Origin of the sequence: Paraperibacillus esterisolvens (assembly GCF_046237625.1) — a bacterium.
Taxonomy (GTDB): domain Bacteria; phylum Bacillota; class Bacilli; order Bacillales; family DSM-1321; genus Paraperibacillus; species Paraperibacillus esterisolvens.
This window is the reverse complement of record NZ_CP143545.1, coordinates 3958318-3972406: the sequence shown is the minus strand read 5'-3', so window position 1 is coordinate 3972406 and position 14089 is coordinate 3958318. Positions and strand designations below refer to the sequence as shown.

Genomic DNA, 14089 nt, shown 5'->3' with positions numbered 1-14089 from the left:
TAAATGATGGCGTTCCTTTACAAGCAAGTTGAGACATTCCTTTAATGTATCCGCTCTTCCGGTTCTAAGATAACTGTGAATATGTTGAAGGCTGTCTGAATCCTTAAAGTCGTCTGGAATTTCCACAATATCAGCTAATTGTCCATTAATACTAGTTTTCAGTTGTTTATTGATTTCTTCAAGGAATACGAAAAAAGATAAATAACAAACTGAAGGATTCGTTTCAAAGAGTCTATTTAGATTAAGCCGAATATCCTTAATAAGAATGAATTCTCACATTATGATCCAAAGGTAACCGATAAAAATATGTATGAGGTCTTTTCCTATATCTGAGATGTTAGTAAAGATAACCAAGGTGTAATTACCAAAAATAGTAGATTCAGCTCACACTTAGTTGAGCCGAATCTACCATGTTAATTATCTAACTCTACCAAACCCGAATCCGGAAGCATAGTCATCACCAGTTACCGCGCCTGTCCCACCTTTAATATCATACAATTTAGCACGTCTTTGCAATTCGCTGCGTAGTTGTGTATGTGTGAGTGTTTTGTTTGCTGACCAGATTTTTGCGGCTAGACCTGAAACATGTGGAGTTGCCATAGACGTTCCACTAATCGTATTGTAGCCTCCATTATTCCATGTAGACTCAATACTTGCTCCAGGAGCTGAAATTTCTATATCTTTTTCCTGTATAACATAATCACCATCAGTATTAGGATTTCCTCTTGATGAAAAATCTGCTACACGGTAGGTTCCATTTACTTGGACATTTTCAAGTGCTGCTACCGCAACTGCATTAGTCAGTGCACCAGGGTACCCAATAGTATTGCTTCCAGGACCGCTATTACCTGCTGCTGCAATCACCAGTACTCCTTTGCTGTAGGCATAGTCAACAGCGCTGGCTATTAAACTATCTTTAGTACTTGAACCTAATGACATTGAAATAATAACTTTAGAGCCTGTACGAGTGCTTTCATCTGCAGCATGTCTGATAGCTGCGGAAATATCATCAGAGTATCCAGATCCGTTATCACCTAACACTTTATAGGCCCATAATTCTGATTGCGGAGCAACCCCATAAACCCCAAGACCATCAGAACCTCCATTAGCCAGTGCGGATCCAGCGACATGAGTGCCGTGGCCGTTTCCATCATTACAAGAGCTATTCACGTAGGTGCTGGAGGTTGTGAAATCTTTACATTGTTCAACATTCTGACTTAAGTCTATATGGGTTTTATAAACTCCTGTATCCAGCACAGCTATTTTTATTCCGTCACCCCCGGAAGCCGCACTCAGGGTACTGTCATTATATATCGCTTTAATGCCCCATGGTACTCGGGTGGAAGGATAAGCTGCAGCCTTTGCAGGCGCCGTTGCTTGTATCTTAAACTGAGCCACTTTTTCTATAGTAATATTTTTGTTTTTCTGAAGTGCCTCATATTGCTTCTGATTTACTTCGGTTGTATAACCTTCATCTCCAAAATCCCTATGCTCTTTGTAATTCTGTTTCAATTTTGATTTTTCTTGCTTAGAAGCCTTAATTATTACCCGTAATGACTCTGGTTTCTGTTCCTTAGCTTCCTGTGCGTAAGAGGCTGAACCAAACATAGAAAAACTTAAGCTCAAACTCAGAAGTAAAGTACCGAACAATCTCTTTTTCTTCATACTACTTCTCCTCTCAAAATAGAAAATAGATTTTCAGGCTTTCAGTTTTTCAGGATGTAAAACTAGTATATTTTAGAGCATGAGGAATCCACAATAAACCAAATTAACCATGTAATTGAAATTACCAAAAAGTAACTCAGAAAGAAATAACAGCGCACTTTATTTTCCCAAGTTATAGATTGTTAATATAAATAGGAATTCTCTTTTTGTTTTAGGTTTTTCTCGCCATAATTTTCAATTTATTCCAAATATTCTTACATAAACCAACGTTTTTTTCCCAATTCCAAACAGAAGCTTTATATAAGCAACTGTAGAGAGAAAGACAGATTTGAGACGTTAGATAAACGTTAAGGATAAAAGGAATGAAACACAGCAATGCTGAAGGTGCCTGGAAATGTCACAAAGCGGGACTAACAGTTAACAAGTAATTTGTTAAAACAGTTAATCATGGCTGAATTATAATGTAAAAAGCAGAAAGTTACTGATACTTTCTGCTTTTTATCTCCAACACCCCAAAATTGCTGCGTAATGCATTGCTCCCTTCTTGTAAATGCATAATTATGGGGTGTAAAAGGAAACAGAGAGCTTATGCTCTCTGTTTTTTTATTTATTTTAACCTTATACGAATTAGAAGTGCTTTTAAACATAGATGTAAAAGCTCCAGTCTCAACTTTGGGTGCGTTAACTGAACTAGGCAGGGCAGCTACGGCAGCCCTGGTTATTTCATTACTCGAAAACAAGTTAGCCCAAGAGCATTTACATCATCAACCACTATTCAGGCCTGACAGAATCCATTACCTCATCACGATCAAAAAACCGGTCCATAATCTCTTTCTGCTGCTTCAACCCAATCCCATCAATATGGACCCTGTCCATCATGGCATATTGAATGGAAGTGGATAGATAAGGATTCGGCCCTACTGAGCAAAAGATGTTAAATCCGTAATTCCGTAACGCTTCGAATTTAGGATCTCCTGGCAGGACACTGCTTCCAAAGGGGTAGATATAGATATTCGTCTTGCCAATGAGGGGTTCTACTTCTTTTTTCCATCTCTGTGTATCAGAACGAAGTGTTTGCAGGCCAACTCTCTGAGTATTCAAATGGCCGTATCCATGGGAGGCAAATTCCCATCCGTCCTCCTTTAATTTATCCACCACTTTTTTTGCTTCTTCTTTTTCATGAGTATAACGTTTGTTCGTTAATTCGTGGGTGCGGTATCCGAGTATGCCCTCATAGCCGGTTAATGCGAGGATTCCTTTTGCGGAGTTAAAGGAAAAGTCGGGATGCTCCTTCACGAAAGTATTGAGGATTGGAACGATTTCCAGGTCTCGGGAGATGCTTTCGGCTCCAGTTTTATCTTTTGTATAGGAAGCAAGTTCACCTTCTTGATCAATTAGCAATTTATACGCATTTCCGTTTTCTTTCATATATTGATAGTAATTAAGATCATCCACCGAGAGGATTAACGGTTTTTTATTTTTAGGGAGTTTTAGTTTCTTTTGGGTTAAGGTAACTTTTCCATTGATTTTCTGCTCTTGAAAGAGGTCAGCCATTTTAATAAGCACATAGTTTTTGCGGTACAATGAATCAATCATTTTCTTGAATTCTTTAACGGTCACAAAATAATCATCATACCCCTTAGCCATGGCATCCCCGTCAAAAGCTAATTCTGGATATACAATAAGGGGATGGAAAAAGATGTGCTCGATGGGTCCGTTGTATTCGAAAAGCTCTTCCGTTGGCGGTGATGGGGGTGGAGCAGGAGTGGGTTTAGGAGTGGGAGGTTTTAAATCCGGCTTTGGCACCCTTTGCTCCTCTTTAATATTATTCCTTGGTTTGGTGGATACTTCTTCACGGTTTGAATTGATACAGCCTGCGAGAAGGAAGCAAAGCAGTACAAGCAATGTTATAACCCTTTTCAAATGATCCATCACCTCACAAAGATTAGAAAACATTTGCATCTGATTATTCCATATATATTCAGCATGAACGTGGTGAATAACAATTCCATAGCTTTATTCCATGTCAGGCATTTAATATCCTGCTGAAATAGGGCAATTATTACTATGAGGGTATGCTGCACCTCTCGGCAGAAAAAAGCTCAATAAACCAAGAACCCGCCAAATGAATAGCGGGTTCCTACTACTATATAAAAGACCAGGGGGGTACACCTTCTCAAATATTGTAAAATGGTTCATGGACCATTTCGGTTATCATCGTGGATACTATAAGCATCTCCTTAATATTACCGCTAATTTACCAATTCTTTAAACCCAATGCTCTAGGAATTAGACTTATTTTCACAAAGGATAAAAATAAATCCTGGGTTCGGATGTAGTAAGTTGATTTCCGCTCCAGGTGCTCGCTTTCCGCGGGGCGGGCGCTGAGCCTCCTCGGCTTCGCCTGCGGGGTCTCACCTGTCCCGCTTCTCCCGCAGGAGTCTCGCACCTTACGCTCCAATCAATCTGATTTAGTTTTATCCTGATCTTTGGAGGAGTCACTTCTATAATAAGTGATGAGGCGGCCCGGCTTTTCTCGAGGAAAAGCGGAAACAGAAACGTGGAAGCAGTGGTTTCAGTAGTTTTGCACATGGTGTTAGGACTTGTCTTCCTTCCATATAGTTTAGGTGCAGCTATTTTGTTTTTTGTTACGGATCGGCTGCTGCAAAAACGGAAGACCATATTCCGCTGGCAGCAGCGGGAAAAACGCTGATGATCCTAATTGCTCTTTGGCTGATCACATGGGGATGCTTTGGGCAGCAGGTAGATATATTCAGTATTTTTAGGGGAGCCGGTGTGATGACGGCTTTCCTTGTTTTGTATTTATGCCTATGCTTTTTTGCCAGCCTGGAATGATCCGCATTACGATGGCTGTTTCGCCTATTTCATTGACACCCCTATTTCCTTCCACATACCAAGTTCCGACTAATGTACCATTTCCTGAAAATGTCATAGTGCTCTCCTCCCAACTTTACACAACCTTACCAATTATTTAACAATTATGTGATTTAATGAAATTATAAGTTAACTAAAAAGCGTGGACGGAACAGGAGTGGATGCATGACCCGGCAGAGTGGCAGGATATTGTGAGGAATCTCGCTTTTGGAAAAATTATATGTGAGAGGGATTGTGGGATGCGAAAACGTGGGTGGAAGAGAGCTTTGAATCTGAGTTTGATTTTTGCGATGGTCATTAGTTTTTTTGTTCCGTTTGGGATGAAGGCGGATGCAGCTGGTACTATTTCGGTGGCAGAGGCGATTGCGAATAATACGGGAACGGCAACTGTTGAGGGATATATTGTGGGTACGGTGAATGGCGGTTCGGGTGCTTCGATTAATTATAAGCATTCAGGGCCTTTTACGGCGGATACGAATCTGGCGCTTGCTGATAAGCCGGATGAGACGGACCGGACGAAGATCATACCGGTGCAGCTGCCTTCCGGTGCAATCCGGACGGCGTTAAATTTGAAGGCGAATCCGGATAATCTGGGCAAAAAGGTACAGATTACCGGTACGCTTGAAGCGTATTTTGCGACAGCCGGCTTGAAGAGTCCGACGGCTTATAATTTTGTGGAAGCTGGAGACGTGAATAAAGCGGAAGCTGTCACGGCAGCTCCTGGCTCTGGTACTGTGGCGGCGGGAACGCTTGTCAGCCTTGCGACAGGCACGGCCGGAGCTCAAATTTATTATACAACGGACGGCTCAGCGCCTGGCAGGAACAGCACTCTTTATTCTGCTCCCATTAAGATAGAAAGAGATACAGTCATCAAAGCGATTGCGGTCAAAGACGGACTGCAGGACAGCGATGCTGCGGAATTTACGTATACCGCTGCATCTGTAAAGTCCATCGCTGATGTGCGCCAGCTTCCAGTCGGCAGTACGGCTGTGACAGCAGGTGTTGTAACGGCGGTGTTCGGTTCGACGGTGTATATCCAGGACGAGACTGCGGGGCTGGTGCTGTATGGTTCCAATTTGAATCTAGCGACTGGCGACCGGGTGCAGGCTTCCGGGAAGCTCGCTGATTATAATTCCCTGCTGGAGCTTGAGGTGAAGGCGGCGGATGTTACGGTAACCGGCCATGGTGAAGTCCCCGCGGCACAGGCTGCGTCTGCGTCAGAATTGAAAGAAGAGAATGAGGGGAAACTCCTTACCGTTAAAAAGGTGAGTGTGGAATCCCTGGCAAGCGGCACTTTTACCGCCAAGGATGCATCAGGTGTAACGTTCCAGATCCGACCGCAGGATGCTTCTCTGCTTGCGGCCGGTACTGTCTATGATGAAATCACGGGTGTGCTTGGTGCTTATAAAGGAGTGTATCAGCTGATTCCGCGTGATGCGTCCGATATCATTCAGGATGCGAGCAGAGTTCAGCCGGTCACAGCGAGTCCCGGCTCCGGTTTAATACCGTCGGGCGGAAAGGTTATGCTCAGCACGAGAACACAGGGTGCGGTGATTCATTATACAACCGACGGCAGTGAGCCGAAAGCGGACAGCCCGGTATATGAAGGGCCGATTGTGATCAGCCGGAATACGGTGATCAAAGCAATTGCCGTGAAGGCAGGCCTGACGGACAGCGCGGCTGCTGTATTTAATTATGTACTTCAGAAGGATGAAGTCCGTATCCATGATATCCAGGGTGCGGGGCATTACTCCCTGTATGACGGCTTCAATGTTCCAAATGTCGCGGGAATCGTGACGAAGATTGTGGACGCAAATAACTTTTACATGCAGGATCCAAAGCCGGATGCTGAAGAAGGAACATCAGAAGGCATTCTGGTTTATAAAAAAGCGCATGGTCTGCAGACGGGTGATGCTGTTAGCGTGAGTGGTCAGGTGAAGGAATTTGTCCTGGAGGGCTATGCCGAAAAGCAGAAGACAGATCTGCCTGTTACAGAAATCAGTGCTTCTGTAATTACAAAGACAGCAGGCGGACAAGCCTTGCCGAAAGCGGTCAAGCTTGGCGTTGACCGGACACTTCCAACAGAAGTGATTGATAATGACGGCTTGAAGGAATTCGATCCTGGTGAAGATGGCATTGATTTTTATGAAAGTCTGGAAGGCATGCTGGTGGAAGTTGACGATGCGAAGATTGTAGCGCCTCAGCGATACGGCGAGCTTGTGGTGATTCCCGGCAATATGGAAACGAACACGAGCAGCGGGGGCCTTCGCATTACCGAGAGAGATTATAATCCAGAGCGAATCACGATAGATATTAATGACGAGAAATTTGTGGCCAAGATGGGCGACCGTTTTGAAGGTTCCATTGGGGGCGTAGTCAGCTACGGATTCAGCGCGTATAAAGTGCTGAGTGACAAGACAGAGCTTCCGCAGTTTGTCGATGGCGGAAACGAGCGTGAAACCACATCCATCACTGCGGACGATAAGAAGCTGACTGTTGCTTCTTATAATGTAGAAAACTTTTCAGCCCAGGATGTGGACGCGAAGGTAACGAAGCTTGCGCAGGCGATTGTATCCAATCTGAAGCAGCCTGACATCATCGGTTTGACTGAAATGCAGGATAATGATGGGGAAACGAACAGCGGCAATACAGATGCAAGCGAAAGCTTTGCCACATTGATTAACAAAATCAAGGAGCTTGGCGGGGCAGCGTACAGCTATACCGATATCGCTCCGGAAAATAATAAGGACGGCGGCGCGCCAGGCGGTAATATCCGTGTCGGCTTCCTGTATAAAGCAGACCGGGTGACGCTCGCTCCGGGAACAAAGGGAACTGCAACAGAGGCAGTCGGCTTTGATGGTAAAAAGCTGACACTGAATCCGGGCCGCATTGATCCAACGAACCCGGCCTTCCAGTCAAGCCGCAAACCGCTGGCCGCACAGTTCAGCTTCAAGGGCCGCAGCGTGATTGTGGTTGCCAACCACTTCAACTCCAAGGGCGGGGACACTCCGCTGTTTGGAAAGGTGCAGCCTCCTGTGCTCGGCAGTGAAGTGCAGAGGATGAAGATCGCAGGAATCGTGAACGGATTTGTTAAAGATGTTAAATCGAAGGATCCGGATGCGAACCTTATCCTGCTTGGGGACTTCAACGATTTTGAATTCTCCAACCCGCTGAAAACTCTGAAGGGCAATGAACTGACCAATATGATTGAGAGAGTGCCGGCAGAAGACCGCTACTCCTACTCCTATCAGGGCAATGCCCAGGTGCTGGATCATATCCTGGTATCTAACAATATAGCGGCAGCAACAAAAGTGGATATTGTCCATATCAACTCCGGCTTCATGGAGGAGCACGGCCGCGCGAGCGACCATGATCCGGTTATCATCCAGACTGTTCCGGCAGGAGACGAAAAGCTGCCTCCGGCTAAGGACGGAAAGCGTCTGAATCTAAAGCGCTTTGTGGCCAAGCAGTGGACGGTTGCTGCCCAGGACTCCTGGATTTCCCTTGATGCGGCGTCCATGGTCACTGATGGTTTGCATCTGAAGAAAACCACCACACTGGATGGCGAAGGCTTGAAGAATACGGTCGTTGTGCTGGATCCGACAGGCAAGGAAGCCGCCTTTAATTTCAGCGGTGCTGAAGTGAAGGAAGTAGTGATCGACAGCAGCAAGATCACCGAAATCTGGGGTGCGGAGAACGTTCAATCATGGACGATTGAAAAAGGCTCTGATATTACAGGCATCACTTTTTACAACAAAAACGGAGATGAAGTAGTGTCTCCGCTTCTTCCTAAGAAAAATACAGCTCCCGTGCTCGGCGTTCCTTTTGCAGATAAGACAGCCGGGCTCGGGGAGTCAGCGGTCATTGATTTGACGAAGCATTTCCAGGATGCGGACGGAGACGAGCTTACGTTTACGAGTACAGCCGGCAGCTTGAGCGGTGCATTGCTCACGCTTCCGACCGGACAAGAAGGAACAGTACGGGTGACGGTAACAGCGAACGACGGCAAGGCAGAGGCGAAGGGTGAGTTTACGCTTATTGTGGTGAAGGCTGCAGAGGCGGGCGGCTATTATCAAAATGCGGAGGGCAAGACAGGCGCAGCCTTGAAGGCGGCCCTTCACAGCATCATCAAGCCGCAGACGAAACTTACGTACTCACAGATCACCGAAGCCATCAAGGATACAGATGAAGATCCGAATAACCCGAATAATGTCATCCTGTTATACACCGGACGCTCCCAGGCGAAATCGACCTTCGGCTCAGGTGCGGATGACTGGAACCGCGAGCATGTGTGGGCCAAGTCACATGGCGACTTTGGCACCACCGCCGGCCCGGGCACCGATCTCCATCACCTGCGCCCGACCGATGCCTCGGTCAACAGCTCGCGGGGCAACCTGGACTTCGATAACGGCGGCAAGCAGCATTCCGAATGCACACAGTGCTATTATGATTCCGATTCATGGGAGCCGCCAAACCGGGTCAAAGGCGACATCGCCAGAATGCTGTTTTACATGGCAGTGCGCTATGAAGGAGACGGCGAGATCGACCTTGAACTCGCGAATACCGTGAATAACTCACCAAAACCGCTGCATGGCAAACTGTCGACCCTGCTGCAATGGAACGACCAGGATCCAGTCGACGAATTCGAACGCCACCGGAACGAAGTCATATTTGAAAAATGGCAGCACAACCGCAACCCGTTCATCGATCATCCAGAATGGGCGGATGCGATTTGGAGTGCGAGCTGAATATTGAGAGTGCAGTCCTTAGACTGCGCTCTTTTTCGTGCGGCGGTATTATCCGTTTAATTTCAAAAATTTTACTGTTATAATAAAATATGTAAATTTTGGCCAAATCCTAGCCACTGGAAATATTCACTATCATAGGATAGAAACTGCAGGAGGAAATACCTTGTCACATGTAAACGAAGCAATTCAGGAAACAAACAGACTCTTCAGGGCCGTCCTGGAGAATGAAGCAGAACCCAGAGAACTCTTCACCTTCGTCACCGCCCACTCCCAAGAGCTGAATCACCCCAGCATCATCGTAAAACTATTAACCATCATAGAGATATCATCCAGCTTCATTGCTGAACACTTAGAATTCTGCCTGACGTTCTTTCACTTAATCCAAAACACCTCCTTTCGCAACGAGCGGCTGCCTCTTGCTGCCGAGAAAAGACTGGCTTTATTTTGTGACTTAATGAACGACCTTGGGCTGAATTGAATAGGGAGAAGGTTGAAAGCACTTATCGGGGATAAGTGCTTTTTTTTGGTGGCGGGTATTCCGCCCGCAGCCTATTTTTCCCGTTGCGGGGCAGTTGGCAGAGTTCTTTGATTCATCTTTACCCCGGTGAAATCACGGCGGAGCATGCTGAATTGGTCTGAGAAGGGATTTTTTATGCGAAATCAGACCGATTTCATGCGATTTTAATGAAAAGCCACTTTGTTGGTGCTGCGGGGGACTTGAAAATGGACCTCTGGGCACCGTTACTCGCCGATTTTCATAGTTTACTAGCCCAAAGCCGTTTTTACTTGCCGAACCGGCAACTTTACTCGCGGAAATCTGATTTTACTCGCCGGACTCGAGATTTACTCGCCGAAAACGCGGATTTACTCGCCAACGGCTACTTTGCGAGAACCCCGCCAGCCTTCATTGTAAAAAGCCACCCTACTCCTATTTTCCCCGCTCGCTGAGAACATACCGCCTATCTCTAAACGTCCCGGTACTTTTCAAATCCATGGCGCCCAGTATTTTTGTCGCAATAGACATCGACGAAAGCCCAAGAAACCGCCGGCACTCCTGGTTGCTGATGCTCGGACCAAGGAGAAGGGCGTAGTCCTTCAGGGCGGCAAGATGGGCGTCTTTGGATGCAGCGCCGCAGGTTCGGCAGCACCAGGTGCCGCGGACTCTTTGCATGGTGAGTGTGCGGCACCTGGTGCACTGCACACCGGGAAGGATATCTTCTGAGGCCAAACCGAATTTTGAGAGGACGTTGGGATCGAGAAGGGAATGCTGCTTGATTAGCATGCGGGATAGTTTGTTCAGTTCTTTTGAATTTACCTTTTCCTCGGTGAAGCGGCGGCAGAGCGTGTCGAATTTGTCAGGAAAGGCATTGAGGTGGAGAACGTCTTCGATGGAACGTCTGTTGGATCCTTTGATGATCGCGGCTGGATTGCTGATGAGGACAAGGGGATAGATGGGGATATCAGGGAAATGGTTTGCTCTCAGCAGGGCTTCGAGCTGGCGACGGTGCCGGCCGGCCTGCAGGCGGGGATCATCAAACGCGGTGGTTTTGCCATCGAGTGTCCGTATAAGCTGCCTGCCATCATCATCAAAATACAATTCTCCGATTATATTTTTCATCTCGATGATAACAATCAGCCGTGGAGAGAGGAGGAGGGTGTCGATCTGAAAGTAGTAAGAGTCTGTATGGGGAAGGCGAAGATCGTGAAGGATGAAAAATTGTTCCGGAGGCAGGAAGGTCAGAAAGTAGTCGATGGACTTCTCGCCCCGAAAGCCGGCCAGACTCTTTCCCAGCTGCTCCTCGACCTGTGGCCTGGCGGGGTGACCCGGGGCAAGCCGCATATTTAATGCCTTCAGCTTTTGAATCATAATGGATTCGTCTCGTTCTTTTTTAATCAAGTTTTCAGCACCTCTTACACGTAATAATGATTAAGAAAGACCATGAGCAGGATTACGGCACAAACCAGAAATAGAAAATAGGCAAGGCTGAGCAGTCTGCTGATCCAGAATGGGTAATGGCAGATCGCTTCCTGTACATAATAGTTGAATCCGGCCAGGGAGAGTGAGAGTGCCTTGGGAAAATGACCAAGAGCGGATTCTGCCGGGTCAGGATATTGGAAAAGCCGGGGAACAAAAATGAAGAAGAACGCGGATATCGCGTTACCTGTAAGAATCAGGCCAACATAATTAGCCGGAAAAGGTATACCCGCATAAAGCAATACAGCGGCAGGAATGGAGAGGACGAAAAAGGCAAACAGATAAATTTATGCCTTTATAAAGACTTTATCAATTAGGACAGCCTGCAACAAGACTAATAATTTGATTCGGTCGCTAAAAGCTTTCCTGCTTACTTTACTAGGTAAATTATACTTTTTGTAGGAATCAGGATTGCCAAAGTGAACGGCGGGAAGGTTGGACTTGGTACGATGCTGATGCGCAATTTGGTTGGCGGTCTCGTCTACGTCCTTACCATCTGAATTGCTTTAATCGTCAGCGCCTTCATGGTGGGGATGTGCAAGGACAAACGTGCGCTGCATGATTTAATTGTTGGTACATATCAGTGATGCGCCTGCTGAACTTAGTAAAGCAGCTTAAAAGGAAATTGGGGTACCGCTCAATCAGCGGTACTTTTTATTTTATTCAATATTTTACCAGGTTAAAAGTTTACCTTAAATGCCCAAATCCCCATATTTTCCAGTTATAATTATTTAGGCATATATACATAGAAAATGGGGGAACTGTTTTGAGAATCGTAAAGAATATACTGCTTGGAATCATTTTACTAGTGCTGCTGAGCCTGGTGATTACCACGCCGATTGCTGCAATCGGACTGCTGCTGTTCATCGCGGGTCTGCTTCTGGCCCGGCAATACCGGATGGGCAGGTGGGTGATGGGCGCGGGTGTCCTGCTGACACTGGTCCTTGGAACTGTCTATCTTGAAGAACCGAAGGAAACGGTGAAGGAAGCTAGCAAGACAAAGGTTGCCGATGTGAAGGATGATCAGAAAGCGGCTGAGAAAAAAGAGAAGGCTGAAGCAGAGAAAAAGAAAGCGGAAGCTGAGAAAATAAAGGCCGCAGCAGCAAAAGCCAAGGCTGAGAAAGAAAAGCAGGCTGCAGCCAGGGCAGAGGCTGAGAAAAAGAAAATAGCCGCGGCTCAGGCTGCCGCGGCCAAGAAAAAGCAAGATGAACTAAAAGCCAAACAGGCAGCTGCCGCTAAGAAACAGCAGCAGCAGAAGCAGCTGGCAGAGCGATTCGGCCTGGAGCTCGTTACGGTTGGGCGGGTCGTAGATGGCGATACGATTGAAACGTCCGACGGCCGCAAAGTCCGCTTTATCGGAGTCAACACGCCGGAATCTACGACCAGGACGGAAACATACGGCAAAGAAGCGAGCAATTATACTGCTTCCAAGCTGAATGGAAAAAAAGTATGGCTGCAGAAGGATGTTTCTGAAACAGACCGCTACAGCCGCCTTCTCCGCGTCATCTGGCTCGCTATTCCGACAGATGACCGCAGTGAGAAAGAAATCCGGGCAAAGATGTTCAATGCCGACCTCGTCTTAAAAGGCTATGCCGAGCCGTCGACATATGCCCCGGATGTGAAATACAGCGAACTTTTCGCTAAGTTTGCAAGGGAAGCACGTTCTGCAGGCTCCGGTCTGTGGGCGTATGGAAGCGAAGGGACGACAAAAGGGGATCTCGACGCGAATAAAGCAGTAAGCCGTTCAAACCCTGCACCTGCCAGTAAGCCGGCCGCAAGCCCGAAACCAGCGGTGGCAAAGCCGGCACCTGCACCCGCGGCAGCGCCAGCCCCGGCAAGTGGATCTGAATATTACCAGAATTGTACAGAGCTGCGAAAAGTGTATCCGAACGGAGTACCGGCTGGGCATCCGGCCTACGCCTCCAAGCATGACCGCGATAAAGATAATTATGCTTGCGAGCGATAAAATGGAAAGGCTGTTTTCGCAAAGATTGTTGTTTTTCTAAAATTGCACCAAGGGTCTTTATTACATCTAGAAGGTCAACGACTGCCACTGATGACTGAAAAGGCGGATACAACGCTTTAGTGACCCGGCGACCATAATCCTTGGTATTATCAATCATGTAAGAATGATGAAAGTATTAAGTTGTTTATCAATTGAGATAAAGAAGAACTTCTTCATCAGCAAAGGATGAGCATTAGTTCAATAAGGCAATGAAACCAAACAGAACTTCCATTTTAATGGAAGTTCTGTTTTTTGTATAAATATCAATATTAGAGTTGAACGGAGTTGTAAGTTAAAAAATATTAAACGTATTTAGGGGTACTCTATAATTAACTAACTAACCTGAGTTTGGAGGCCTCGAGAAATGAAAGTCCTATCCATGATCCAGCCCTGGGCAAGTCTATTCGTTCTTGGCGAGTCCCAATATGAAACGCGGACCTGGCGTACTCATTATCGCGGTCCTATGGCCATTCATACGAGCAAAAAAATAGATAAGGCTGCTGTCAGCTATGCCCAGGTGCTGCTGGATCAGCATGGCCTTACAGCTGGCAATCTTCCGACTGGAGTAATCATCGGAGTATGTACGCTAAAAAACTGCCTGAGGGTGGTTGAGGACCATGAAACATGGGCTGAATTGGAAGATGGCCGGATCGTTTCAGGCAATGATTATCTGCTTGGGAATTATGAGGCAGGCGGCTATGTGTGGGTGGTCGAAGGTATGAAGGTGCTGGATGAATATATCCCGGCGAAAGGCCAGCTTGGGCTGTGGGAATTTGACGGGGAAATACATATATAAAGGAG

General features: G+C 46.6%; 8 protein-coding genes and 1 pseudogene. 5 read left to right on the top strand and 4 right to left on the bottom strand.

From position 1 onward, the window contains the following. Positions 1 to 417 precede the first annotated feature (417 nt). From V1501_RS20035 to V1501_RS20025, 3 genes are all read right to left on the bottom strand, one after another. Entirely contained in the window at positions 418 to 1665 is a 1248-nt protein-coding gene (locus V1501_RS20035) for a S8 family peptidase (RefSeq protein ID WP_409290629.1), read from the bottom strand. A gap of 771 nt (positions 1666 to 2436) precedes the next feature. After that, positions 2437 to 3597 carry a polysaccharide deacetylase family protein gene (locus V1501_RS20030; protein WP_409290628.1) on the bottom strand — a complete coding sequence of 387 codons (1161 nt, stop codon included), beginning with the start codon at positions 3595 to 3597 and terminating at the stop codon, positions 2437 to 2439. A gap of 850 nt (positions 3598 to 4447) precedes the next feature. Beyond that, positions 4448 to 4618, bottom strand: coding sequence for a hypothetical protein (locus V1501_RS20025; protein ID WP_409290627.1), 171 nt, complete (start codon positions 4616 to 4618; stop codon positions 4448 to 4450). A 208-nt stretch (positions 4619 to 4826) separates the two neighbouring features. Between V1501_RS20025 and V1501_RS20020 the strand changes: the two genes are divergently transcribed. Together V1501_RS20020 and V1501_RS20015 are read left to right on the top strand one after the other, a co-directional pair. Further along, positions 4827 to 9308, top strand: a complete 4482-nt coding sequence (locus V1501_RS20020; RefSeq protein ID WP_409290626.1) for a chitobiase/beta-hexosaminidase C-terminal domain-containing protein — start codon at positions 4827 to 4829, stop codon at positions 9306 to 9308. 163 nt (positions 9309 to 9471) lie between these two features. Beyond that, on the top strand, positions 9472 to 9786 hold the full coding sequence (locus V1501_RS20015; RefSeq protein ID WP_409290625.1) for a hypothetical protein: 315 nt from the start codon (positions 9472 to 9474) through the stop codon (positions 9784 to 9786). A 450-nt stretch (positions 9787 to 10236) separates the two neighbouring features. Here V1501_RS20015 and V1501_RS20010 read toward each other — a convergent pair whose 3' ends face one another. After that, positions 10237 to 11205 carry a nuclease-related domain-containing protein gene (locus V1501_RS20010; protein ID WP_409290624.1) on the bottom strand — a complete coding sequence of 323 codons (969 nt, stop codon included), beginning with the start codon at positions 11203 to 11205 and terminating at the stop codon, positions 10237 to 10239. Positions 11206 to 11681: 476 nt separating this feature from the next. Between V1501_RS20010 and V1501_RS20005 the strand changes: the two are divergent. From V1501_RS20005 to V1501_RS19995, 3 genes and pseudogenes are all read left to right on the top strand, one after another. After that, positions 11682 to 11870: pseudogene (locus V1501_RS20005) on the top strand (RDD family protein); the annotation flags it as partial. Positions 11871 to 12049: 179 nt separating this feature from the next. Next, on the top strand, positions 12050 to 13249 hold the full coding sequence (locus V1501_RS20000; protein ID WP_409290623.1) for an excalibur calcium-binding domain-containing protein: 1200 nt from the start codon (positions 12050 to 12052) through the stop codon (positions 13247 to 13249). Positions 13250 to 13652: 403 nt separating this feature from the next. Next, a complete protein-coding gene (locus V1501_RS19995) occupies positions 13653 to 14084 on the top strand; it encodes an ASCH domain-containing protein (protein WP_409290622.1) in 432 nt (143 codons plus the stop codon). The last annotated feature ends 5 nt before the right edge of the window (positions 14085 to 14089 follow it).